The sequence below is a fragment of the Armatimonas rosea genome (assembly GCF_014202505.1).
Taxonomy (GTDB): Bacteria; Armatimonadota; Armatimonadia; order Armatimonadales; family Armatimonadaceae; genus Armatimonas; species Armatimonas rosea.
The window spans coordinates 1132170-1155474 of the sequence record NZ_JACHGW010000002.1 but is presented as its reverse complement, the minus strand read 5'-3'; the positions used below and the strand labels follow the sequence as shown (position 1 = coordinate 1155474).

Here is a 23305-nt window from a genome sequence, read left to right as displayed (position 1 = left end):
GAAAATCTCGTCTATTGTACCGGCTTTAAGACAACTTGGGGACGCAGTTGGTTGGCAGTTGTCGGCTCGATCACCCCCGATGTCGCTGTCAGACAGTTAGCAGCCGCACAGGCCGTGCCATAGCAGGCCCCTTCTACTAAGGTTTGCCGCCCGACAAAGTGGCTAAAGACCAGCCCCGCCAGGAGCGAGTCGCCCGAGCCGATGGGGTTGACAGGCGCTAGCTCCGGGGGGACGATCCGCCAGGCACGCTGGGGAGTCAGGAGCACCGCCCCCGCCTTGCCCTCCGAGACCAGCGCGTTCTGCGCCCCCGCTGCGCAGAGCGCCTGCGCACACGCCAGCGCCGATGTGTCGGGGGGGAGTCCCAGCGCCGCGATGGTCTCCTGACGGTTGGGCTTGACCAGGTAGGGCCGCTCGGCCAGCGCGAGGCGGAGCGGCTCTTTCTGGGCATCCAGCACAACGGGCACCGACGATACCGCGCAGAGGCGGGCGTAGAAGTCGGGGGGGGTGCCGGGGGGAAGTGAGCCCGAAAGAATGAGCAGGTGCTCGCCGACAAGCTGCCGCACCACGGCGGCAAAGAGACGCTCCAGGTCGGCTTCTGAGAGCGAGGGGGCCTCCTCGACCAGCTCGGTGGTCTGCGCACCGCTCAGGAGCGTGCAGCAAGTGCGGGTCGGGGCATCGTCCTCCACCCAGACAATCTCTTGCGAAAAGGGCAGGCTCTTGTGGACATAGCGCCCCGAGTCGCCGCCCAAGGGCTGGATCAGGCAGACACGAGCCCCCAGCGTGTCCAGCACGCGCGCGACATTCACCGCCTTCCCTGAGGCGGTCGTGAGGGTCTCAGTCGCCCGGTTGACCTCGCCGAGTGTCAGGCTAGCGAAGCGCTGGGTGCGCTGGACGGTCGGGGTCAGGCCAAGGCAGAGGGTCATGGGGCAAGTATTCCACAGACGCCTCATAAACCCCTTCGCCCCTCGGAACGAGGCGGGTACCCTCTGGGTGTGCCGAAGGGGTCGCGAGCAGTGCGAGCGGGGGATGCAAGTTCAAAAACAAAACCCTCCGCCGGATGCTCCGGCGGAGGGTATGTGAAGGAAGCTTAGCCTACTTGCGGCGGCGGCGTGCGGCGAGCCCGACCAGGCCCAGCGCGGCCAGAGCCAGGGTCCCCGGCTCGGGAACCTGCGGGAGGCGCCCACGGAACCGGAGGTCGTTGCCGAAGCGGTCTTTCTGGTTGAACTGCCCCACCGATGGATCATTAGCGGTTCCCAGCTGCCCGACAATGGTGGTGCCGTAGATCACGCCGTAGTCGAAGTCCAGGGTCGCCTTCGGTGCCAGGATCGAACCGCCCATCGCATCGACATGGAGCTGGGTGGCATCGGGGAAGTTGAAGATCACATTGCCCATCCCCGGACCGTCGGGGTAGCTCACAAAGTTGTAGAGATAGTTGCCATTGGGCGCGGTGATATTGGTTCCCGCAACATTCACCAGGATCGTCGTATCGGGTGCGGCGTTGTTGAAGTTGATGAACCAGCTATTCTCAAAAGCGCTCTCGGAGAAGTTGAAGACACGGACACCGCCGCCCGAGGCATCGAGGTTCAGGTAGCCACCCGTCCCCGAGACATCGAGAATATTGGTTCCGGTCAGGCCGCCCAGGTAGGCGGACTGGGCGAGCAAGAACGCATTGGTGCTGGCAAAGTCCACCGGCGAGGCGCTGGTGCCCTGGCTGACCGGGAAGGTCTCGGTGCCGTTGTAGGAGAAGGTTCCACCGTGCTTGACGCTGCTCGGCTGTCCCCCCTCAATATGGACATTCCCATTGGCCTTGACCCCGCCCACCGATGTCAGGGTCTGGGCGTAGTTGAGGTTCCCCCCGGCAAAGACACCATCGGGGTGGACACTGTGGCCCTGATTGTTGAGGTCGCCCCCGACAACGAGCTTGCCGCCGCCGTTCCAGCCCGTGGTAAAGCCCCAGTTGCCAACATTGAGGTTGCCCCCCACCGCGACACCGCCCTCGGCGTCCGCGCCCTGCTGCCAGGCATTGCCCAAGACATAGAGGTTAAAGGGTTGCGCCGCACCAAGACCGGTCTGGGCATGGGCCGAGACCGCGGTGAGGGCGGCTAAAAATGCAACTGTCGAGTTCCGTATGATCCGCATAATTTCAAGTTTCCTTCGGAGCCAGTGTAGCGCAAGAACCAGACCTATAGTAAGACAGTGCCAAAAATCAGGTATTCTTGCCGATGAAGAGATGATACAAGCAACGTTTTGCCATGCCCAGGGTCTAGGGCAAACCAGTGAGCAGCGCCTCTGGGACGCCGGGATTCTCAGCTGGGAAGCGGCGCTCAGCACCCCCTCCACACTCCCCCTCTCCGACGCCAAGAAGCAGCAATTGTTCCCGGTTCTGGAGGCATCGCAGGCCGCCCTAGAGCGCCGCGACTCGCGCTGGTTCCAGAAAAACTTCCCGTCGTCGGCGCTCTGGCGGGGCGCTCAGGCCTTTGGAGACAGTATCGCCTATGTCGATATCGAGACCGATGGCGGCTACGACGCCAGCTCTGTGACCGTGATCGGGCTCTTTGATGGCTTTGAGACGCGGCTCTATGTCAAGGGGCAGAATTTAGAGGATTTCGTCACCGACATTAAGGACTATAAGCTCCTCGTGACCTTCTTTGGCACGGGCTTTGACCTGCCGTTTCTGCGCCGCCGCTTCCCGGAGCTCGCGCTCGACCAGCTCCATATCGACCTCTGCCCCGCGCTCCGCCGGCTCGGGCAGACAGGTGGCCTCAAGGCGATCGAGCACCGCCTGGGGATTCAGCGCGTGGACGAGGTCGAGGGGATGAGCGGGATGGACGCGGTCTACCTCTGGGCGCTCTGGGAGCGCCGCCGCGACAAAGCCGCGCTGGAGCGCCTGCTGGCCTACAACCGCGCCGATATCGAGAACCTCAAGCTGCTCCTAGAGTGGGCCTACCCAAAGCTCGTCGCGCAGTCCGGGTTTCCCGCCCCCACCGGTTAGCTCGCCCCCGTGGGAGGGGGGCGTCAACGGGCGTCGCAGGCTCCGCCGCAAAGGCCTTCGGCCATAAGGCTTTCTGATGGCCGAAGGCCTTTCCAGCCGAGGAACGAGGCTTGTTGACGCCCCCCTCCAACGGGGGCGATCTCAACGGGGCCTTCTTAAACCCGCATCACGGAGACAAGGATCACGGGGCGGCGGCCGGTGCGCTTCTCGATAAACTTCTTGAGAACCGCACGGATATCGCCCTGGAGTGCCTCGGTCTCGCGGGGCGCTTCCTCTTCTTTGTCTTCGTCTTCGAGCAGCTTTTCCACCACCTCGGCGGCCTCGGCCAGGAGCTCGTCGGCGCTGTCCATGTAGAAGCAGCCACGGGAGAGAAACTCGGGTCCACCGATCAGCTCGCCGCTCTCGGAGTCCAAGACCACGACGACATTGAGGAAGCCGTCGTTGGCGAGGAACTGACGGTCGCGGAGGACCAGCTCGTGGATCTCCTTGCCCGTGTCGCCGTCGATCAGAACCGCGCCCGAGGGCACACGGTCCACCACCTCGCCCTTGGCCGTGTCCAGCTCCAGCACATCGCCCAGCTCCAGCACAAAGACATCCTCAGGGAGCCAGCCCATCTCTTGAGCGTACTTGGCGTAGAGGGAGAGCATGCGGCGCTCGCCGTGGACCGGAATCACGTACTGCGGGTTGCAGATATTGAGCACCAGCTTCAGCTCCTCGGCGTAGCCGTGGCCGCTGACATGGACCGGCATGAGGGCATCGTAGATCACATTGGCCCCCAGCGCAAAGAGCTTGTTGACCACACGCCAAACCGCCGACTCGTTGCCAGGGATCGGCGACGACGACAACACCACGGTATCGCCTTTTTGGATCGTCACCTGCCGGTGGTCGCCCGCCGCCATGCGCGAGAGGCCGGCCAGCGGCTCGCCCTGGCTTCCGGTGGTGAGGATCGTGATCTGATCGGGCTTCAGGGTCGCGATATCGTCGGCGCGGACACGGATCCCCTCCGGCACGGAGAGATACCCCAGCGCGGCGGCCATGTCCATGTTCTGGGCCATCGAGCGCCCGACCGCGGCCACTTTTCGCCCGTTCTTCTTGCTGGAGTCCACGGCCATCTGCATCCGGTGGATCTGGCTGGCGAAGCTGGCGATAATCACGCGGCCTGGTGCCTCGGAGATCACGCGGTCGAAGGTCTGGCCGACAATCCGCTCCGACGGCACGTAGCCATTGCGCTCGACATTGGTGGTGTCCGAAACAATCGCCAGGATCCCCTCTTCGGCAATCCGCGAGAGCTTGGGGATATCGAAGAGCAGGCCATCGACCGGGGTCTGGTCGAGCTTGAAGTCGCCGGTGTGCAAGACGGTTCCCGCGTGGGTGCGCACCGCGACCCCGAACGAGTCCGGGATCGAGTGGGCGACGCGTACCGGCTCGACCACGAAGTGCCCCAACTGTAGCACATCGTCGGGGCCGTACTCGATCAGCTTGACCTTATCGAGGAGCTTCTTCTCCCCCAGCCGGTTCTTTGCCAGCCCCAGTGCCAGCGCGGGACCATAGACAGGGACGGCATTCCCGAGCTGAGGAAGCACGAACGAGAGCGCTCCAATGTGGTCTTCGTGGCCGTGGGTGATGACAATCCCCTGGATCGCGGCCTTGTTTTCGACCAGCCAGCGCACATCGGGTAGGACTAGGTCCACCCCGAACATCTTCTCATCGGGGAACTTCAGGCCACAGTCCACAACCAGCAACTGGTCCAGAACATGATAGACGTAGAGGTTTTTACCGATCTCACCAATTCCACCAAGGGGAATAAAACGCAGCTTGCCGGGAGGCAGAGTTTCCAAAAAGCGACTCCTTAAGTCAGAAAATACTGCCTGTAGTATACCGCCCCTAAAGATTTTCGCTCAGCCCCCGAAAATTGCCGGGGAACTCAACGACTATGAAACGATTACTGCGCCTCCTCGACCTGCTGTCCACCAGCGCGACCACGGCTCCCTTGGGCCTCTCCGCCCTCACTCCCCACGGCACGCAGCGTCCTCAGTAGAGCACGGCTTCTGCGCCGAGAGGGGCAGATTCTCTGTCCCCTTCCCTGCCTCCGCCGGAATCGGCAAGGAGTCTATCTTGCGCAACAGCCGCACCAGCCGAAGCCGCGCGGAAACGAGCTCCAGAGGACTGACTGCCCACCGGTGATTTATGGAACGAAGAAGTGGGAGCGCCGCCCGTAGCTCGGGGCGGGGCTCGGCCTCCGCTAGGCGCAGTACCCCCTGCGCCGCCAGCCTCGCCTCCGCCCCCAGATAGACTTGGGCAAGCTTGCTCTTGTATGCCCCTTCCAGGATGCGAAGAAGCGCCGGGAGATCGTCGTAAGAGGGGCTCTGCACCACCTTGGTGAGCACTGCCCGAAAAAAATCGAGTTCCGGCTTCGTTTGGGCGAGGATCAAGAGGTCTGCTGGCTCCCGCCCGGTCAGCTCCAGCCGCGCCAAGCGATCGAGAACCACCTCCAGTACGGCCCCGCTGGGTTGCTCTAGCAGGATCAGACGGATATCGTAGATAACAGGGTGCTCCCAGGCCAAGAGCTCCAGCAGGCGTGGCACTGCCTCTGCTCCCAGGGCAATGAGCTTCTCCCGCAGCTCTTGACGTAGCGGGGCATTGTCACAGCGCACGAGCGCGTCTAGGTAGTCGTCGATGTCTTCCTCACGCTCGGTCATGGGGTAAGTTTCCCCATGGGCCGTACAAGAACCTGCGCGTCCTAGTGCTTCCCCTTGAGCCAGAGTGGCGGCAGGGGGTCTTTGGAGAGGCGAAGGCTCTGGATCCTCCACTGGCCGCTACGCTTGGTCAGAGAGAAAACCGCCTCGGCCAGCGTGGGGTGGGCATTTTTTTCCGTCGTGACCCAGGCCCCCAAGACAGCATCCGTCGCCGGGTACGTCGGTGGGAAGGGCTCGCTCTCGCTCTTGCGCTGGTAGAGCATTCCCCCTGCAAACCCCGTGGTCAGAGCACCGTAGCGCCAAGTTTTATAGGGCGTGTGGTCTTGGACGGCCTTGCTCCACTGCGTTTGAAGCTTCGTGGCGTCTTGCTTTCCAACCGTGTCCCAGTCCCAGAGAGCCAGAAACCGGTCGGTGTCACGCTTGCTGTAGGCATCAAGAACCTGAGGGATCAGCGCCCGCGCCGCCTCCGCATTTGCCTTGCTATTTCGCCGCTCCGTTGCAAGGTTAATGAAGCGAAAGGACTCCCCTATTCGCGGCAAAGGAAGCTCTAGTGCTCCCGCAGGAGGCGCGGTGTTGTAGTGGAAGCTCTCGGCAACTTTGCGGAAGAAAGGGGAGGTTTCTTCCCGGCGCACGACACGCATGGTCTCTGGGTCTACCCAAACCACGACAGCTGTGATGCGCTTGTCGCTTTTCCGTATGGTTGTCACTTGGCGCGTAAACTTCAAGGCACGTCTTCCCGAAAGGCTCTCCTCGGCCTGCTTCCAGGGAGAGTAGATCACCTTTAGAGGGGTTGTCCCCCCGTTGACCGTCTCTGTGCGCTGGAGATCGTCGGTGGGGAGCACGATTTGATCGATAACATTGTTCTTACGGGGCGGGACTTTTAGGGCAAGCGAGGTCGGGATGAGCATGTAGGTCAGGGAGTACTTGGTTTTACGGTAGTCCCAGACCTTCTCGTAGTCTATAAACATTCGCTCGTCAGAGAGATCTTCTATCCCCTTGGGAACCAACCGTCGTACCAGCCGTGATGGCTCCAGCTGCGCCCAGCAGTCATACACGCTTGTCGGGTGGACTTTATCTGCACCCACCACATGTCCCCCCTTCGGACCAAATGCCCACATCCCTTTTACCGTCAAGGTCTCCGTCCAGTGCACGGTCTGAATCTTCTCCATCGCGGCCTCGACTTGGGCAAATGAGGGCGTGGGACGGAGCGGGCTACCGGGGATGACGAAAAATAACGTCGCTCCGGCAACCAGCGCGACACCCCCCACAAGCCCCAGAGAGCGTAGTTTTCTTCCTTGAGCAGGGGGCAAGGGCAGGGCGTCGCGTGTCTTGTCGGCGAGGGATTTCGAGGCAATAGCCTCTTTGGGCTTGGCAGTGGCTAACAAATGGGTGATCTCCTTTAGCTCCACCGCACAGTGCGGGCAGTGTTTCAAGTGACGGCGCAGGCGGGCGGTGACGAGCCATGAGTGCTCGCCCCGCACCAGCCCGATCCAGTCAGCGGCATTTGGGTGGTTCATTTCGGCTCCTCCAGGGCAAGACGAACATGGCGGACGGCCTCAGCGACACGCCACTTCAGGGTTCCGAGGGGAATTTCCAGCAGCTGCGCCGCTTCTTTGTGGGTGAAGCCCTCCACCACCACGAGCTGAAACGCCTCCCGCTGAGGGAGCTCCAGCTCACGTGCGGCCTCATGGATGGCGAGCGTCAGCAGAGAGTTGGTCTCAGGGATTGGTCCGTCGTGGTCGAGCAGGGGGACGGTCGGAAGCGATGCTTTTCTCCGACGATCCCGCCAGCGGTTGAGGGTGATTCCCAGCAGATAGGTGGTCAGGCGCGACGATCCCCGAAAGCGCTCGGCGTTCTGAAAAGCGGCCACAAAGGTCTCGGAGACCAGCTCCTCCGCCTCGGCGTGGCAGCCCCGTGTCAGGCGCAGCGCGAATCCCAGCACCGCTCCGGCGTGGCGGGCAAAGAGCGTGTCGAAGGCGCTAGGATCACGCCGCCGAAACGCCAAAAGGAGCCGCTTCTCACGCCACAGGTTCATCTCACCTAGTGTGTGGCAGAAACGGCCCCTCTGGACGGGCGCAACCCAACTATTTTTTGTAGCGGCGCTGCATCACAATCGTTCCGTTCTTGATGGTTGAAGTCTCCTCCAGCTCATGGAGGTCTTGGATGCGCCACTGCCCCTCACGCTGGATAAAGCGTGCCCAAGCAAACACCAGGTAGGGGTGTGGAGCCTTCTCCATCGTGAGCCAGCCCTTGATGGTCACATCCCTGCAGGGCAGAGGCTGTGGCGGAAAGGGCTCGGCCTCGCTCTTGCGCACAAACTCGCGCAGCGGAACGGCATAGGCCTCCGAGGACTCGTAGGCTAGGCTCTTACCAAATGCGGGCGAGGCGAGCTTGCGGCGCCAGTTGTCTTGACGGGCTCTCCACTCTGCCTCGGGGACGCCCTCCGTGTCCCAGAGCGCGAACAGCCGGTCGGCGTCCCGCTGACTAAAGCACTCCATCACCTGCCGTGCCAGTGCCGCAACCGCAGGGTCGTTGTCTCTCTGGAGCTGCGGGTTTTCCATCGCCTTCCCCAAGCTAAAGCGCTGCCCGACTTTGGGAATGGGCAGGTCAAAGGTCCCCGGCGGCGGCGTCTCGTTGTAACGGAAGTTCTCCGAGGTCGTGTTGTAGGAATACGCGAGCTGTGGGTTGGAGTCCCGCTCCTGGCGCGTATCCCGCCTCAGGAGCCGCATGGTCTTAGGGTCCACCCAGATCGTCACGAGCTGCGGACGTGTCTGTGCTCCATCGCCAAAGGTAACTGTCCGTGTGTACTTGAGCGCACGCTGGCCCTGCCACTGTGCATCGGACTGTTTCCAAGCAGAAAAAGTGTACTGCTGTTTCTGCCCCTGAACTGTCAGGACCTCCACATGCTGCGGATCACTTTGAGGAAGAACAATCGACTCACGCAGGTACTCAACCAGGCTTTTATTGCTTTGAGCCCAAACAGGATCCATCCTCACATACGTGTCGACAGAGCCATGATCTACCGACCATTGAGCCTTTTCATCGACATAAAAATCGGCTTGGTCCATTCGGATTCCATCGCTTGGGTTGATGGGATCGGACTTTATCTTGCGATAAGAAAGCCGGTGCGTGTCCAAGTCCACCCAGCAGTCCATGACGCTATGGTAGCCTTGTTTTTTCCCATTTAGGTAGGTCACGGAGGTGATGGAGCTTGTCCAGTGGGCCGTGTGAATCCTGCCCATCGCAGCCTCGACTTGGGCAAACGAGGAGGTGGGCCGGAGCGGGCCACCGGGGATGGCGAAGAGGAGCGCGGCTCCAGCGAGCAGTGCAGCACTACCCACCAGCCCAATCGGACGAAGTGGGAGTGCATTTTGCCGAGTTTCTGGGGGAAAGTGGTCGGTGCTCTTGAGGAGCGTGTCCACGCGGCCTAGCTCGGTAAGGGTTTGGGTGCACTCTGGGCACTGCTTGACGTGGCGGCGCAGGGTGAGGGCTTTCAGACCGCGCAGCTCACCATCAGCGAGGCGCATGAGAGTCTCAAAATTAGTTTGTTTACAAGACATCGGAGAGCTCCTTTCGTAGCTGCTGGCGCGCCCGTGCGAGGCGGGACATGACGGTTCCCAGGGGTATCTCTAAGACAGCGGCGATCTCTTTGTAGGAGAGCTGCTCGTAGACCGCCAGTACCAGCACGGCGCGCTGGTCGTCGGGGAGGGCGTGGAGAGCCGCCTGCACCGTGAGCGCCGTGGTCGGGTCACAGCTTGGGGCGGGGACGGTCTCAAGGAGCGTGTCGTTTCCGAGGGGCCGTTGCTGGCGCCAGCGGAGGACGCAGCGCACGGCGATCTTGTAGAAGAGGGTGAAGGCCTGCGCTTGCCCCCGAAATTTAGGGAAGGCCTGCGCCGCTTGCACCGCTACTTCTTGGGTAAGATCGTCGGCGACCTCTCGGCTCCCTGCGAGGCGCACCACCAAGCGAAAGACACGCTCCCGGTGACGATCCCACGCACGCTCAAACGCAGGATCAGGCTTAGATTCCGCGGCTGCCAGTAGAGTGTTCATTGCAAGTGTTAGTGCAGAAGCAAGCGCGTTTTATTCCGTAGCCGGGGAGACGGGCATTAAAATACCCGTCTCCGAGTTGGAGAGCGTCCCGAGGACGCGCAGAGGCCGAGCCTTTCCCGCGTCCTCGGGACGCTCTTGCCCTGCTGCCGGGGATTTCCAATCCCCGGCACATCCCCGGCTACTGCCCAGACAGATATTTCCGCGCCAGGGGGACATCTTCCGGGTGATCCACATCGGCCCCGACCCCGGCGTGCTGGGAGACAATCGCTCGGGCCGTCGCGCCACCGAGCAGGCGGCTGACCGCGGCTTCGAGCTGGGGAAGCGTGAGTAGCGACGGTGCAACCCGTGAGGCGAGCAGGCGCAGGATCGTGCTGGGCCCCAGCAGCGCGGCCAGGCCGGGGACATTCTTGCGGAGCGCGTAGGCGTGGCGCACGACCGCCTCTTTGGTACGCAAAAACTCGGGGTTGAGGATAACGAGGTTGCCGCCCGTGAACTCTCCCTCCGCCAATTTGAGGGTCGTGCGGCGCATCTCGGGGAAGGCGGCGTAGCAGACCTGGGCGGGGATGATCGAGTAGACAAAGTCCGCGCTCTCGGGGGCATCGGCGAGTAGGTCCGCGACGGCTTGCGGGGTGAGAAAGGGAATATCGGCGGTAGCGACCAGGAAGCGCGTCTCCGTGTCGTTGAGGGCCGCGACCCCATTCAGGAGCGTGTCCACCATCGACTCCCCCCCTGGGACGGGAGCACAGCCCGGAAGGAGCGGCACGTCGCCGGCGAGGAGGATTCGGCTGATCCCCGGCGTGGCCTGCAGGGTCTCGACCACGTGCTGGTACATGGGCTTTCCGTTCAGCTCCAGCAGTGCCCGGTTGCGTATCCCTGGCGGAAGCTGCGGCTCCCAAGACGCGGCGTGCTTCTCTTTGACCACGCCCCCTGCCAGCACGAGGGCGGCGATATTCTTGGTGCTCATAGGCTCTCCACCAGCTTCAGCCACGCGACGCGGCCGGCGAGTTTCTTCACCAGCTCCAGCGCGTGCGCCCGGTCCCGCGCCAGCCCAAACACCGACGAGCCCGAGCCACAGAGCAGCGCACGCACGGCTCCCGCCTCAGTGAGGGCAGCATGGAGCGCGGCCACCTCGGGGAAGGCGGGGAGCACGGCGGCCTCGAAGTCGTTGGACAGCGCCGCCCCCCCCGCCCCCACAAGTGGGGGAGCCAGGCCAGTATTGGTGAGAAGTGCCTCGGTGGCGGTGCCGGGGAGGCGATTCGGGAGGGCATCGAGGAGGGCGTAGGCGGGGCCGGTCGGGACACCGACTGCCGGGCGAGTCAGCACGCCGTAGAGCTTGGGAAGCTCCAGCGCCACGGGCTCAACACGCTCCCCACGCCCTCGCATCCGCACCACATAGGCTCCCCCACTTGTGGGGGCGGGGGGGGCAGAGGGAGCGGGGGGGGCCAGAAACAGCGCCACATCGGAGCCGAGCTGCGCGGCGAGGGGGAGAAGCGCGTCTGCCGACGCTTCCAGCGCCGCCCCGACTGCCTGGAGGACCGTGGCAGCGTTGCTACTGCCCGCCCCGAGGCCGGCTTGGGCAGGCAGACGCTTGGCGAGCGTGATCCAGACCTGGAGCTCCTGGCCCGGCGCGAGCGTGTCCAGCGCGAGCTGCGCGGCCTTGTGCGCCAGGTTCTCCGCACCCTTAGGCATGGGCTCGCTCGCCACGGAGTCTGGGCGGCGGTCCTTGACGATCAGCTTGACCGTGCGTGGGCCGGGCTTTACCGTCACCGTCACTTCGTCGGCCGCCGAGAGGAGCACCACCAGCGAGTCCAGCTCATGAAAGCCATCCGGGCGCGGCAGGCCAACATCGAGGGTCAGGTTTAGCTTACACGGCGAGGCCAGAGTCGCTTTGTAGGGCAGGCTCATTTCTTGGGCGCCCCTCGGCGCAGGACCACACTGGGAATGTTCCCGGAGACCGCCTTGAGGCGCTTAAAGCCGGGCGCGAGGACCTTGAAGGGAGTCGGCTTGCTGGGATCGAGCGGGCGCACGTCCAGCAGCACCTTCCCTGCCGGGCCGCTCACGGAGTACGTATCCGGGGCGAGCGGCACCCAGGCGGGGAGCTTTATCTTGAGCTCGGTCTCCAGGAAGATCGCATTGCGGACCGCATTGACCAGCGCCTGCGGGGTGATGTCCTCTAAGTGGTAGAGTGCGAAGCTAAAGACCTTGGAGCCAAAGACCTCGTCGGTGTCCAGTGCCATCCCGATGTAGTAGTCCATCCCCGCGGTATCGAGCTGCCCAAGGCGCTTGTCGGCGGGGCCGCTGGCGTTGTAGCGAGCCATGAGCGGGGCGATCTGGCGGGTGTAGTAGAGCTGGAGACCGTCGCGCTCACAGAAGTCATTGAACTTGCGCGGGAGGGCGAGCAGGTCCTCGCGGAGCCACTTCAGAAAGAGCCGCTCGCCGAAGTAGCCCGCGGAGTCGCCCTCGGGCTCCTTGAAGCCGCGTGCGGTGAGGAGGGTCAGGTGCCCCCACTCGTGCGCGATCGTCCGTGCCCACTCGACCTCAGGCCGGGGCTCGTTGATCTCAAATAGATAGACATGGTTGACCCGTGTCTCGGCGGCGGCGGTCGCATTATGGGGAGCCTTTGTCCGTGTCAGCCAGACCTGCGCGACCTCCTCCCCCGCCGGATAGGACACGTCCTTGCCCGTGCGGTCTTTATGGAGCCGGAGCAGACGGGCCGTCAAGCGTGCGACCTTGAGAGCGAACTCACGGTCGGGCACATCGTGGCGGACGGCCACCACCTGCTGCAAGCCTCCGCTGGGGCTAGGGGCATAGACCGCGATCTGCCGTGAGAGCTTCAGGCCAAAGCTGGGGTCGGTCTTGGTCTCTCCCAGCATGGTCTTCGACGGTGCCACGACCAGGTAGCCACCGGGCAGCGTCTCCAGCTCCATCCCCGTCGAGAGCTCACTGATAGCGTCTTTGTTGGCAGGATTGAGGGGGAGCTCCTGAGCAAGAGCAGGCAGCGAAACCGTGAGGGCGAGCACCAGAGCGGCGAGTGTGAGCTTCATGTCGATTATTGTACCGCCCCGAAATCGGGTACAACGCAGGGTGTGACTCCTGAGCTTCTCACCGACCTCGACTCCCGCCAGAGCGCCTCGCGCTCCTGGTTCCCGCCACACCTCAAGACCCGCCCAGTTCTCTGCGATGCGGTCGCGTTGCCGGCCAGCACGGACGAAGCCGCGGCCTTGGTGGCGTGGGCGCAGGCCCAGGGCAAGACGATTCGTGCTGTGGGGGGTGGGAGCGGGACACAGGAGCAGCTCCCGGTCGATATCGCTCTCGACACGGCGGGCCTGACCGAGCTGACCTGGAGCGAGGCCGACCTGACCGTGACCGTAGGCGCGGGGGTGACGATCGGTAGCATGGAGGAGCAGCTCGCGCGCCATGGCTACACGCTTGGTCAAGTGCTGGGGAGCGCGAACCTGGCGACTGTCGGGGGGTGTATCGCCACGGATGCCTACGGGCTCTTCTCCGGACGCTACGGCAGCTTTCGAGAATGCGTCCTGGCGCAGGAAACCATCGGGGGAATCACGCTCGCGGCGACCCTCAAGATGCACCCGCAGCCCGAGGCGCGTGCCTGGGCGGTCTTCGACTTCGATGACCTCACCGATGCCTGCGATGCCCTGCGCCTGATCCACCGCTGCGATGCCCGCCCGGCGCTAGGGCGGATAACCTCTCCCCCTGCCCCCTCTCCCGGACGCTCGTCCCTCGCTGGGAAAGGGGGAATGCGCGTGGTGCTTGCCTTTGAGGGCGATGAGCTAGTACAGACCGGGCACTTTCAGCTCGCCTATGCGGTGTGCCAGCAGCTGGGCGGGGTCGCGGGCGATCCCGACGACGGTGAGCGCTGGCTGGAGAGCCGCCAGAAGAGCGACCTGTGGAGCGCCAACGCGCACCCCGAGACCTTTGCGGATTTTGTCCGAATCAAGTGCTCCTGGTCCACCCTCACCGCGACCTACGAGCGCCTCCAAAGCACCCTCGAAGGCCGCACCGCAAGCCTGAGCCTCGAAGTCGCGCACCCGACCCCGCACGGTGCAGCTATCGAGCTCGCCTTCACGGTCCACGGCGACGAGCGCCGCTACCGGGAGCTGTCTGGGGCAATCCTCAGCGCGTAAAGAGCACGCGGTCGATCCAGACGGAACCGATGTGTGCCTCGACCGCAGGAGCGGCCCAGACATACTGCTCGGCGTTGGGGGAGATCGTGCCCAGCTTGACGGTTACATAGCCCTTTTTTATCTGGCTGGCCTTGATCCGCACCTCCGCCTTGCTGGCTCTCTCGCCCGCATCGTAGACCCCAGCGGTGACCGCGACCTCATCGAGAAGCGTGCTCGGGCCGGTCTCCACGCGCACGACAATCCAGGCGGTCCACTTCCCGGAAAACAGGCGCTCTGAGGCGGCTTCGAGGCGGAGCTGGTAGGCCCACTCGTGGTGGATTCCGGGCATCCAGACCGCCTTGCCATTGGAGGCCAAGGGATCGGGCTTGATGTCCGAGAGATTGCCGCGCTCAAACAGCGAGACTAGCCCCTCTTGCAGGCTGATCGTCTCGCCGAACTTGGGCAGATCGGCGGGGAGCGGGGTCGGGTCGGGGCGCTCGGTGGCGAGAAAACGCTCGGCGAAGGCTTGGGGAGTGAGGCCGCCCTCGTTCACATGGGTCATCGGCCTCCAGCCCTGGGGGGCGTCTTTGGTGCTCGTCGCCACATCGAGCCACTTCTGCGCGAGCTCCGCCCGCTCGCCGAAGGGCCAGCCGCTGCGCATTGGGGCGTGCTCTTTCTTGAGCCGTGCCCAGGAGACAAGAATCGCGTAGCGGACGGCGTTGCCGCCCTGCCTCACCCGCCAGAGCTTCGCTGGCTCTGAGCGGGCCGTGTCGTTCTCGGCGTTGCGCCAGAGCTGCTCCCAGCGCCTCAGGTTTTTCAAGCTCAGGTGCGAGCCGTTGGGCGCGGAGAAGCAGGTCAGGTTGACGCCACTCGCCTCAGCGTACATTTCGGTTAGGTAGGCCAGGATCGACGGCGCAGCGGCCTTGCCGTAGTAGCCCTCCACAAACTCCGCGATCAGCTTTTTGTCGTCCTGGTACGGGTTCCACAGGAGCTGCGCCAGCACCCAGGCCCGCAGCTCGGCCAGCTCGCCGCCGTTGCTCTGGTAGGCCCCCTGCTCGAACAGCCCCCGAACCCCGTGCTGGTGGAAAAAGCGCACGTTGGGACCGAGCGTGTACCAGTTTGGGTGCGGCAGACCGTAGTGCCCGAAGTTGGTGGTGTAGTCCCAGATATAGAGCCGCTGGCTCTTCTGGCTCCACGCCCGGATATCGTCGGCGAAGGACTTGTTGGCGGGGCTCTCCAGTGGCTGGCGAAAGTTGCACTCAATCGAGCAGAGCCGAACGATCACATTGGGGCGTGGCGTGAGGGTCTTGGGCGCTTTTCGGGTGTACTGGTAGGCCAGCGTGTCGAAGGCCACCTGCGGAAACTCCTTCTCCAGCCGCTCCGCGATAAAGTTCACCAGCGCCAGCATGGTCCCCGCGTACGAGCCCTCGGCATCGTCGATTGCCTTGCAGCTTGGGCAGGTGCAGGGCTTATACCAGTCGTTCTGGGAGATCGAGAGAATCCGCGCCTCAGGCTGCCGCTTGAGCTGCGCTCGGACTTGGGCGACCAGGAACTCTCGCAGCTCTGGGTTGGTGGTACAGAGCTGCGCCCGGTCCACCGTGCGCTTGCCGTTCACCTCGCTGAACCACTCGGGGTGCGTGGCAAAGTGCTGCTCGGGGGAGACAAAGGGGTAGAACGTGTGCACAAACGACGGCCCTGAGTAGGTCACCGCGCCGCCGTGCCTGGTGTCGAGGTGGGCGTCCTGGGCATTCGAGAAATTTCGCGCGGCCCAGTCGGGGTTGAAGGCGGGGTACCAGAACGGGTTGCGGCTCTCAAAGGCGGGCTTCTCGCGCCTGCTCTTTCCCACCACGGTGAGGGTCGGCGTCTTGGGGACATCGGTTGCCCACGGCGTCCACCAGCGCACCCCGACCTCGTCCTGAAGAAACTTGTAGACCGCGTAGAGCACACCCCGCCCCTGCCCGCCGGTCAGCCAGAGCTGCTCGCCCTTGCGCTGGTGCACGAACTCTTCGTCGGCGTAGTGCGGATCGCTCGCCACGACTAGCGCCTTGCTCGGCACCTTCCCCCCGACCTGTACACGAAAGGTCGCGCCACTCGCCGCCGTGAGCCAGCGCACCAGTTCCTCGACCGCGTAGAGCTCGGTGGGCGCGGCCTGCGCCTCACGAAAGATCACATACTCAGCCCGACCGCCCCGGGCCAGCGTCATCGCCTTTTGCATGGGGTTATGATACCGGAATCATCGGGGGGTGGCATTCATCGAACGGGCGCATAAATGGGCCTGGTAGAATTGGCTATGCGCGACGTTGGGTACACGATTGAGAAGATTGTTCCCCTGCCCGAGTTCGACCGTGTGCAGGGGTATGGCCTCAATAACCAAGGCCACGTCGTGGGAGACAGCTACACCTCCTATACCGATGCCTTGGGCAGTGGGCGTGCCTTTTTCTGGTCAAGCGGCACGGAGCCGGAAGAGCTTCGGAGCTTTGGAGACAATAGCCGCGCTCTGGCGATCAACGACCTCGGCGATGTGGTCGGCTGGGCGGAGGAGCAGCGGCGGACGGGTCTGGGAGCCGACGACGAGGAGAACTACTCGGTTCCGGTGCTGTGGGTCGGGGATCGGCGGAGGATTCCCTGCACCGTTCCCTTTCGCCTCGCGGAAAAGGCTAGCGGCAGTGCCTTGGCGCTGAATAACCGGCGCGAGGTTCTCGGCACACCCGACTCGCGCTGGAGAGTTTCCGGCAACTCCATGAAACACCAGCGCCTCGCGCCTCCTCCCCTGCCCAAAGGCCACCGCTTCAAGCCCACGGGAATTAATAGCGAGGGCACAATCGTCGGCTTTTCGTGTCGGCCTGCACAGAACCCGATGTCGGGTGAGACGGAGCATCAAGCCTGGATATGCCTTCGGGGGCGCTGGAAGAGGCTCGCCCCCGAGGCGAAGAACAGTGCGGCGCTCGGGCTCAACGACCGCAATGAGCTCGTGGGCTGGGTGGCTCCCATGGGTGCAAACTCCAAGCGCCTCCCCATGCTCTGGCGCGAGACGGCTCCGCACCCCCTCGGTGAGCAAGAGGGCGTGGCACGTGCCATCAACGTCCATGGTGCGATTGTGGGCTACACACGGCGAGACGGTCGCGGGTGGGCCTGCCTCTGGCAAGACGGACAGTTGGTTGTTCTGGAGAGCCGCCTCCCCACCGGCACCAAGCTCCCCCTATACGATGCGACTGCCCTCAACGACAAGGGGCAGATTCTCGCCAGTGGGGCCTACCTGCTCACGCCTATTAACTGAAATTTAATGCACGAAAACTAATTCATAAAATAGGGAACGTCTATTTGATCTGTAGCGTATATACACGACGGAGGAAAGACAACTACTACCATGCTCCCTTTCTTTTCGTCGCCTACGGGCCGCAAGAGGTGCATCGCCGCGCTGAGCGCACTGGCGGCACTTCCCTTTATCGTCAGCAGCCTCACCCTTCTGGTCGGGCTCTACCGCCGGCACACCAGCTACCAGCTCGCCCGCCAGAAGGGGCTCCCCCTCAACCAAGCGGAGCTCCCCCACGCCCCGGTCCCTGCCCCCGACCAAAACGCGGGACCGATCCTGCGCAACCTCATGGTTCACCAGAATGTCTTCACGCCCCACTGGGTGGAGGCGGCCACGCGCCTTGTGAAGAGCGCCAAGAACCTAGATACCCCCCAGGCAGAGCGCTACAAAGCCACCTTTCAGGAGGGCCTCGTAAAGCACCAGCGGCTCCTTGCCGACCTAGAGACCGCCACCCAGCGTCCCTACTGTGAGCTAGAGCTTACCTTTGCCCCCAATACCAGCCTGGACCAAGAGACCCTCACGGTCTTCCGCTCCGGTGCCACTCTCTTGACCGCGCGAGCACTCCTCGCCTCGGACCCGGCCGCTGCCTTCGCCGACATCCGGCGTGCAGCCCAGCTCGGCAACCTTGTCGCACAGACCCCGTGTGTCTTTGCCGCGACTATGGCGCACGAGTCGCATAGCATCGCCAGTGAGGGCTACCTCGCGCTGGTCGAGCGCTTCGGTCCCAGCCCCGAGGCCACCAAGACCCTAACGTCCTTTGCCGCTCTCCCCAAGCCTGACTTCTTCCTGCGCGGTGAGATCGTCCACTCCCTCGCCGTTGCCCAGAGACTCCGGGAAGGGAAGCTCTCGCTAGGCTCCGGGCTGGCCCCAGCCAGCAGTGTGGTCCTCCTCCCTCTCTGGGAGGCACAGCTCCTGCGGTTCTGGCAAGAGACCTACAAGACCCTGCGTAGCCACCGCACCAGCTCCACGGCCCTGCTCACCCGACTCCGTACCCTGGAAGACACCTGGTACGGCAAGCCGTCGGGATCGTTTCTGGGGACGGTGCGGCACCTGCCCAACTACCTGGTCGCCCGGCAAGGTCCTCCCTTGAGCAGCATTGTTGAGCAGACCCAGTACGAGGCCAAGCTCCAGCGCCAGCGCCGCGAGGAGGCCAGCAAGCGCGAGAAGGAACGCGGGGTGTCAGGGTGAATCTAAGGGCAGAATGCCAACGCCTGCCCTTCCCATCCCGCTGGGGGTCTGTGTCCTGCCTGCCCCTCACCCCAACGCCGCCCGCGCCGTGCGCTACCCGGAGTACGTCCACGAGATTCTTGGTCACGTCGGCCTCTGCTACGCCGCCATTCCCTACACGGAGCTAGAAAGCCGTCTCCCCGAGCTAAGAATCCTCGTCACGGTCGGGGAGGGAAAGCTCCCGGAGGCAGTCCGTGCCTGGGTAGAGGACGGCGGCGCGTGGCTCTCGCTCGCGGGTCTCTGCGGCCTCGGCGACCTGCTCGGCGCCGAGCCCCTCCCCGCCACCTACAGCCTCTGGGCCAGCGGCCTGCGCTCCCTGGGTGAGGGGTACCTAGAGAACCTCTCGGAAAACCTCTCCCCCCTGCCCCCCGGGTACCCTCTGGGTGCGGGAGAGGGGTTGGGGGAGAGGTTAGGCGGAGGCCTGCACTTCTTCGGCGGCCTCGCCGTCTCCCCAACCGATGCAACTGTCCTCGCCACCTGCACCGACTCCCACGGGCGGCCCAGCGAGCTCCCCGGAGTTCTCGCCAGGGGCAAGTGCCGCCTGATCGCGCCCGATCTGGTGGGCTCGGTGGTCCATATCCAGCAGGGCCGCGCCATCACCCGCGATGGTATCCCCAGCAGCGATGGCACCGGCCCCACCCACGACGGTGTGCTCAAGTCCGACGACGGCCAGGTGCTCGACTGGCACTTTGACCGGCAGCCCGTTCCTGGTGTCCCTGGCCTGAGCGGCTTTCTCACACCGGTCGCCGATGCCTGGGTGGAGCTGCTGCTTCAGAATATATTCGCGCTCGCCAGCCTCCAAGAGGTCGCGCTCTCCCTGCTCTGGTACCACCCCTGTGGCGCGATTGCCCAGGGACATCTCTCGCACGACACCGACGGCAACAACCCGCTCGATGCTGAGGCACTCTTGGCGGCATTGGAAGAGGCCGACGCGCCTGGCACCTGGTGCGTCATCCTGCCCGGCTACGACGACGCGCTGCTGCAGAAGATCAAGGACGCCGACCAGGAGCACGAGCTCGCCACGCACTACGATGCCCTGGATCACCCCTGGAGCGAGGAGGAGTTCCGTAGCCAGCACGAGCGGCTCGTGGCGCTGTTTGGCGCAGTCCCTGTCACTAATAAAAATCACTACCTGCGCTGGCAAGGCGATACCGAGTTCTACGGCTGGCTAGAGCGGGTCGGCATCCAGCTCGACCAGTCCAAGGGGACGTCCAAGACCGGTGAGGTAGGCTTTAACTTCGGCACCTGCCACCTCTACCGCCCGGTCGCCCCCGATGGCACGGTGCTCCCGGTCTGGGAGCTCCCGACGCCCACCCAAGACCTCTGTATCTTCGCCCCCCCCGAGGCAGCAACGCCCCTCTTAGACGCCGCCGAGCGCTTCTACGGGATCGCACACTTTCTCTTTCACCCCGCCCACATGCGCAAGCCGGGGGTGGCGGATGCCCTAAAAGCCGTGGTCGCCGAGGGCAAGCGCCGCGGCATGGTCTGGCGCACCGGCAGAGAGCTAGTCCAGTGGGAGCGCGCCCGCCGCAAGGCCGTTTGGGTAAGCGCAACGGAGCTAGAGCTCCCCGAGCCCTTGCCCGGCGCAACGGTTCTGACGCTCGACCCCAGCGGCGACGTGGAGCGCTGGGGATTTAAATTCCGCCTTTCAACCTCTCCCCCTGCCCCCTCTCCCGGGCGCTCGTTCCTCGCTGGGAAAGGGGAAAGCTAACGGTGGCAATCATTGACTATCAGCTTGATGACATTATCGAGATTCGTCTCACAGCATCACAGCCACTCACAACACGCGATGGCCTGAGTGAAGTTCTTGATGCTCTTGTCGAGATTACTCAAGATATTGTTGTTCTCGCGGATCGGCATGAAGATGCCTACGGCTTTCGCCTGACGGCCCTTGATTCTGAGGGGGGAGAGTTAGACGAGCCTGAGTTCTTTGCATCCGTGGGAAACCATCCCGAGCTCTGGGAGAAAACGGCAGAGTATGTCCGTAACATCACGCAATTCAACCAAACCAATGAGGTATTTAATATTGCTGAGAACCCCTACCACGATGAGGAGCATGAAGCAGGACGATTCGCGATAGAGATGCTCGTCATGAAAAAGCCAGAGTACATGGCCGACTATGCCGAGTTTATCTGGTTCATAGACAATGGGCATAGCTGTATCGAACTCGAGGATATTCAACGACCGATCAAGAAATGGGGTCTTTGTGAGCCAGCCCTCCAGCTCCTTGCCGCATCGTTCTATATCCTTTACAACCACCCCTTCACTAAAATACTCGACGGCCTTTCGCTTCCCGAGTTCCTTCGTGAATCCGAAGCACTAGATCACTTCATTCTTGATCTATATGTGGGGGGCTACATAAGACGTTGGAAGTCCTGGCCGAGCTACCTCACAGAGCTGGCAGACGAACTGATCAAGATCCTTTTGCCAGACTCTCCAATCGGGCAACAGCGCCTTCAAAAATTAGTTCGCGAACGGGAAGCTTCCCATGGCTAATCTGAGGGCACTCACTTTCCCTCTTAAAAGCCCCTTTCCCAGCGAGGAACGAGCGACCGGGAGAGGGGTTGGGGAGAGGTTACGAGGTTAAAATGAACAACACACCCGCACTTTTCGGTGGCGAGAGAGCCAAACAGACACCCTATGGCGTGGGCGAGCCGCGCTACGGCGACGACGAGCTACGTGAGCTTCAGGAGGCGCTGGCACAGAACACGCTCTTTTATGCGCAGGGCAAGAAGGTCAAGCTGCTGGAGGCGGAGTTCGCGGAAAAGTACGGCGTCAAGCACGCGGTCACCTGCACCAGCGGCACGGCGGCGATCCACACGGCGCTCATGGCGCTGGGCATCTCCCCCGGCGACGAAGTAATCGTCTCGCCCATCACGGACATGGGGACGATCAGCCCGGTGCTGTTTCAGGGCGCGATCCCGGTCTTTGCCGACCTGACGCCCCATGGCTACACGCTCGACCCCGACTCGGTGGCGGAGCGTATCACGCCCAAGACCCGCGCGATTATCGCGGTGCATCTCTGGGGCAACACCTGCGATCTTGATGCGCTCCAAGCCCTCTGCGACCGACACGGGCTCGCGCTGATCGAGGACGCCGCCCAGGCGTTTGGCGCAACCTACAAGGGCTGCCCGGTCGGGACGCGTGGGGCAGTCGGGTGCTTCTCCTTCAATGAGTTCAAGCATATCTCCTGCGGCGACGGTGGCCTGGTCCTCACCGACGACGACGCGCTGGCAGAAAAACTCCGCCTCGCCACCGACAAGGGCTACAACCGCCGCCCCGATGCCCTCGTGCGCCAGCCGACCTTCCTCGCCAATAACTACCGCATGACCGAGCTCCAGGGCGCGGTCGCACGGGCGCAGCTACGCAAGCTGGATGGGATTGTGGAGAAGCGCCGCGCGTGGTGCAACCGACTGACCGCCAAGCTAATCGGCACGCCCGGCATCACGCTCCCGGAGGCCACCCACGGCGTCGATCCCTCGTGGTGGTTCTATCTCCTGCGTGTCGTCCCCGAGGCGCTGGGCACCGATGCCGATGGTCTGACCAAGGCGCTCGCGGCGGAGGGCGTCCGCGCCGGAGCCCACTATATCGGCGACCCGATCTACCGCTACCCCATCTTCACCGGCAAGAGCGCCTTCGCCCACGCCCCCCACGCCTGCGACACGGTAGATTGGGAAGCGCAGCGCTGCCCGGTCGCGGAGCAGATTCTCGAAACCGGTGTCATGATCCCCGTCAACGAAGCCAACACCGAGACCGACGCCGACGAGGTGGCGTTTGCGATTAAGAAGATCGTGGCGTGGTACGGGAAGGGCGGGGCCTGAAAGTCCCCGCCTCGGACCGCCTTCGGCGAAGCGGGCCGAGCCCGCTAAAGAGGAACTGAGGAACTGTAGAATGGTGCAGGAGTAATACTATGGATAGCTTGCTCAAGAATGCAACTCGTGCCCTCTCTCAGAAACTGCTTGATCGTTATGTGCTCTTGGGATGGGTCACGGATCGAAAATTCCTGGCACAAGAGTGGAGATTTATCGGAGGAAGCACTGGAAAAAGTCCGCTCTTTCGTACTGTTTCTATTGAGCTTCCCTCCGAGAAAATTACGACTCGTGCCATTACAAACCAGCGCTATCGCGGAACACTCTCCCCTGATAAGACATGGGTGCTTGAGCATAGTACAGATAATAGCCCACGCGATGTCTGGGCTTTTTCCATGAACGATTTCTCGCCCTGTCTCTGGCTCGTTCCCAAATCGAATAACAAAACTCTGATTCCTTGCTCAAAACGTCTGTGGCTATCGGATAGTAAAACCTGGGTATTTCTTGCCTTTGACGACAATCAAATCTATGCGGTCACGGGAAAGCTGGCAAGCTCGACAAAAGTAAAAGTCATTCCCTTAGGCGAACCAAGCGAGGCAACGGGCGGCTGGGGTTCGCAAATTCAAGTCATTGGAGCAAGCCACCTCATTGCGAACCCAAAAGACGATCTGATCGTCGGAGTTCGGGAGTCGCGTGTCTACTCCAAAATTGATCTGTGGCGCTACGAATTCCGGCTCACGCAGGGCCAGCGCTCCCGGCGGGAGTTCAAGATTCCTTTTCCGAAAGAGGAGGAAGTGGAGGTAGTGACCTACACTCCCCAGAACCAGCGCCTAGCACTTCTCACGGCCTCTTCGACAGACCGAAGCCAGAAATCACTCTATACGATGCGCCTCGACGGGAGCCAGCGCGTCTGCCTGGGAACCGTCACCTCACCCTATCCGCTTGAGGAGCTCGACTGGCTCCCAAGTGGCAAGAAGCTCAGCTTTCGATACGACAACGCACTCTGGGTGGTGCCCGATGCACCGCCCACACAACCACAAATTCTCTAGGATTCCCTTTCCTTATTGTCCCCCCGCTGGGCGGGGGTCAGGGGG

The 23305-nt window shown here is 63.1% G+C and carries 20 protein-coding genes; 8 read left to right on the top strand and 12 right to left on the bottom strand.

Annotated elements, in window-relative coordinates:
- Nucleotides 1-11 precede the first annotated feature (11 nt).
- Both HNQ39_RS13200 and HNQ39_RS13195 read right to left on the bottom strand, forming a co-directional pair.
- Nucleotides 12-923: a 1-phosphofructokinase family hexose kinase gene (locus tag HNQ39_RS13200; protein ID WP_184196596.1), complete on the bottom strand. Its 912-nt coding sequence runs from the start codon at nt 921-923 to the stop codon at nt 12-14.
- A gap of 169 nt (nt 924-1092) precedes the next feature.
- Nucleotides 1093-2139 carry a collagen-binding domain-containing protein gene (locus tag HNQ39_RS13195; protein WP_184197757.1) on the bottom strand — a complete coding sequence of 349 codons (1047 nt, stop codon included), beginning with the start codon at nt 2137-2139 and terminating at the stop codon, nt 1093-1095.
- 91 nt (nt 2140-2230) lie between these two features.
- On the opposite strand from HNQ39_RS13195, the gene HNQ39_RS13190 reads away from it, so the two are divergent.
- Nucleotides 2231-2992, top strand: coding sequence for a ribonuclease H-like domain-containing protein (locus HNQ39_RS13190; protein WP_184196593.1), 762 nt, complete (start codon nt 2231-2233; stop codon nt 2990-2992).
- A 155-nt stretch (nt 2993-3147) separates the two neighbouring features.
- Here HNQ39_RS13190 and HNQ39_RS13185 read toward each other — a convergent pair whose 3' ends face one another.
- The 9 genes from HNQ39_RS13185 to HNQ39_RS13145 all read right to left on the bottom strand — a co-directional run bounded on the left by HNQ39_RS13185 (nt 3148) and on the right by HNQ39_RS13145 (nt 12782).
- The gene (locus tag HNQ39_RS13185) at nt 3148-4830 is read right to left on the bottom strand and encodes a ribonuclease J (protein WP_184196590.1); all 1683 of its coding nucleotides are present in this window, start codon (nt 4828-4830) and stop codon (nt 3148-3150) included.
- 168 nt (nt 4831-4998) lie between these two features.
- Nucleotides 4999-5691 carry a hypothetical protein gene (locus tag HNQ39_RS13180; protein WP_184196587.1) on the bottom strand — a complete coding sequence of 231 codons (693 nt, stop codon included), beginning with the start codon at nt 5689-5691 and terminating at the stop codon, nt 4999-5001.
- A 41-nt stretch (nt 5692-5732) separates the two neighbouring features.
- Nucleotides 5733-7205, bottom strand: coding sequence for an anti-sigma factor (locus tag HNQ39_RS13175; protein WP_184196585.1), 1473 nt, complete (start codon nt 7203-7205; stop codon nt 5733-5735).
- Nucleotides 7202-7723, bottom strand: a complete 522-nt coding sequence (locus HNQ39_RS13170; RefSeq protein WP_184196582.1) for an RNA polymerase sigma factor — start codon at nt 7721-7723, stop codon at nt 7202-7204. Before HNQ39_RS13170 ends, HNQ39_RS13175 begins: the two co-directional genes overlap by 4 nt.
- A 49-nt stretch (nt 7724-7772) precedes the next feature.
- On the bottom strand, nt 7773-9215 hold the full coding sequence (locus HNQ39_RS13165) for a hypothetical protein (protein ID WP_184196579.1): 1443 nt from the start codon (nt 9213-9215) through the stop codon (nt 7773-7775).
- Between the two features lie 22 nt (nt 9216-9237).
- Nucleotides 9238-9738 carry an RNA polymerase sigma factor gene (locus tag HNQ39_RS13160; protein WP_184196576.1) on the bottom strand — a complete coding sequence of 167 codons (501 nt, stop codon included), beginning with the start codon at nt 9736-9738 and terminating at the stop codon, nt 9238-9240.
- Nucleotides 9739-9916: 178 nt separating this feature from the next.
- Entirely contained in the window at nt 9917-10702 is a 786-nt protein-coding gene (locus HNQ39_RS13155; protein ID WP_184196573.1) for an NTP transferase domain-containing protein, read from the bottom strand.
- Complete coding sequence (locus tag HNQ39_RS13150; protein ID WP_184196569.1) at nt 10699-11643, bottom strand: 4-(cytidine 5'-diphospho)-2-C-methyl-D-erythritol kinase; 945 nt, start codon at nt 11641-11643, stop codon at nt 10699-10701. The genes HNQ39_RS13155 and HNQ39_RS13150 overlap by 4 nt, the downstream gene beginning before the upstream one ends.
- On the bottom strand, nt 11640-12782 hold the full coding sequence (locus HNQ39_RS13145) for a hypothetical protein (RefSeq protein ID WP_184196566.1): 1143 nt from the start codon (nt 12780-12782) through the stop codon (nt 11640-11642). Before HNQ39_RS13145 ends, HNQ39_RS13150 begins: the two co-directional genes overlap by 4 nt.
- Before the next feature lie 42 nt (nt 12783-12824).
- Here HNQ39_RS13145 and HNQ39_RS13140 point away from each other — a divergent pair, with 42 nt between their 5' ends.
- The gene (locus tag HNQ39_RS13140; RefSeq protein ID WP_184196563.1) at nt 12825-13883 is read left to right on the top strand and encodes an FAD-binding protein; all 1059 of its coding nucleotides are present in this window, start codon (nt 12825-12827) and stop codon (nt 13881-13883) included.
- Here HNQ39_RS13140 and HNQ39_RS13135 read toward each other — a convergent pair.
- Complete coding sequence (locus HNQ39_RS13135) at nt 13873-16077, bottom strand: DUF4838 domain-containing protein (protein WP_184196560.1); 2205 nt, start codon at nt 16075-16077, stop codon at nt 13873-13875. The genes HNQ39_RS13140 and HNQ39_RS13135 overlap by 11 nt on opposite strands.
- 75 nt (nt 16078-16152) lie before the next feature.
- Between HNQ39_RS13135 and HNQ39_RS13130 the strand changes: the two genes are divergently transcribed.
- From HNQ39_RS13130 to HNQ39_RS13105, 6 genes are all read left to right on the top strand, one after another.
- On the top strand, nt 16153-17139 hold the full coding sequence (locus HNQ39_RS13130) for a hypothetical protein (protein ID WP_184196557.1): 987 nt from the start codon (nt 16153-16155) through the stop codon (nt 17137-17139).
- A 90-nt stretch (nt 17140-17229) separates the two neighbouring features.
- Nucleotides 17230-18363 (top strand): hypothetical protein, encoded by a 1134-nt coding sequence (locus tag HNQ39_RS13125; RefSeq protein WP_184196555.1) that lies wholly within the window; start codon nt 17230-17232, stop codon nt 18361-18363.
- Nucleotides 18364-18376: 13 nt separating this feature from the next.
- Nucleotides 18377-20113 (top strand): polysaccharide deacetylase family protein, encoded by a 1737-nt coding sequence (locus tag HNQ39_RS13120; RefSeq protein ID WP_184196552.1) that lies wholly within the window; start codon nt 18377-18379, stop codon nt 20111-20113.
- Nucleotides 20114-20115: 2 nt separating this feature from the next.
- The gene (locus HNQ39_RS13115) at nt 20116-20898 is read left to right on the top strand and encodes a hypothetical protein (RefSeq protein ID WP_184196549.1); all 783 of its coding nucleotides are present in this window, start codon (nt 20116-20118) and stop codon (nt 20896-20898) included.
- Nucleotides 20899-20990: 92 nt separating this feature from the next.
- Nucleotides 20991-22223, top strand: coding sequence for a DegT/DnrJ/EryC1/StrS family aminotransferase (locus HNQ39_RS13110; protein ID WP_184196546.1), 1233 nt, complete (start codon nt 20991-20993; stop codon nt 22221-22223).
- A gap of 89 nt (nt 22224-22312) precedes the next feature.
- Nucleotides 22313-23260 (top strand): hypothetical protein, encoded by a 948-nt coding sequence (locus HNQ39_RS13105; protein WP_184196543.1) that lies wholly within the window; start codon nt 22313-22315, stop codon nt 23258-23260.
- Nucleotides 23261-23305 lie beyond the last annotated feature (45 nt).

Coding starts and splice junctions, on each gene's coding strand:
- HNQ39_RS13200 (WP_184196596.1), bottom strand. CDS start 923: ATGACCCTCTGCCTTGGCCTGACCCCGACCGTCCAGCGCACCCAGCGC.
- HNQ39_RS13195 (WP_184197757.1), bottom strand. CDS start 2,139: ATGCGGATCATACGGAACTCGACAGTTGCATTTTTAGCCGCCCTCACC.
- HNQ39_RS13190 (WP_184196593.1), top strand. CDS start 2,231: ATGATACAAGCAACGTTTTGCCATGCCCAGGGTCTAGGGCAAACCAGT.
- HNQ39_RS13180 (WP_184196587.1), bottom strand. CDS start 5,691: ATGACCGAGCGTGAGGAAGACATCGACGACTACCTAGACGCGCTCGTG.
- HNQ39_RS13175 (WP_184196585.1), bottom strand. CDS start 7,205: ATGAACCACCCAAATGCCGCTGACTGGATCGGGCTGGTGCGGGGCGAG.
- HNQ39_RS13170 (WP_184196582.1), bottom strand. CDS start 7,723: ATGAACCTGTGGCGTGAGAAGCGGCTCCTTTTGGCGTTTCGGCGGCGT.
- HNQ39_RS13165 (WP_184196579.1), bottom strand. CDS start 9,215: ATGCGCCTCGCTGATGGTGAGCTGCGCGGTCTGAAAGCCCTCACCCTG.
- HNQ39_RS13160 (WP_184196576.1), bottom strand. CDS start 9,738: ATGAACACTCTACTGGCAGCCGCGGAATCTAAGCCTGATCCTGCGTTT.
- HNQ39_RS13155 (WP_184196573.1), bottom strand. CDS start 10,702: ATGAGCACCAAGAATATCGCCGCCCTCGTGCTGGCAGGGGGCGTGGTC.
- HNQ39_RS13150 (WP_184196569.1), bottom strand. CDS start 11,643: ATGAGCCTGCCCTACAAAGCGACTCTGGCCTCGCCGTGTAAGCTAAAC.
- HNQ39_RS13145 (WP_184196566.1), bottom strand. CDS start 12,782: ATGAAGCTCACACTCGCCGCTCTGGTGCTCGCCCTCACGGTTTCGCTG.
- HNQ39_RS13135 (WP_184196560.1), bottom strand. CDS start 16,077: ATGCAAAAGGCGATGACGCTGGCCCGGGGCGGTCGGGCTGAGTATGTG.
- HNQ39_RS13130 (WP_184196557.1), top strand. CDS start 16,153: ATGCGCGACGTTGGGTACACGATTGAGAAGATTGTTCCCCTGCCCGAG.
- HNQ39_RS13125 (WP_184196555.1), top strand. CDS start 17,230: ATGCTCCCTTTCTTTTCGTCGCCTACGGGCCGCAAGAGGTGCATCGCC.
- HNQ39_RS13120 (WP_184196552.1), top strand. CDS start 18,377: ATGCCAACGCCTGCCCTTCCCATCCCGCTGGGGGTCTGTGTCCTGCCT.
- HNQ39_RS13110 (WP_184196546.1), top strand. CDS start 20,991: ATGAACAACACACCCGCACTTTTCGGTGGCGAGAGAGCCAAACAGACA.
- HNQ39_RS13105 (WP_184196543.1), top strand. CDS start 22,313: ATGGATAGCTTGCTCAAGAATGCAACTCGTGCCCTCTCTCAGAAACTG.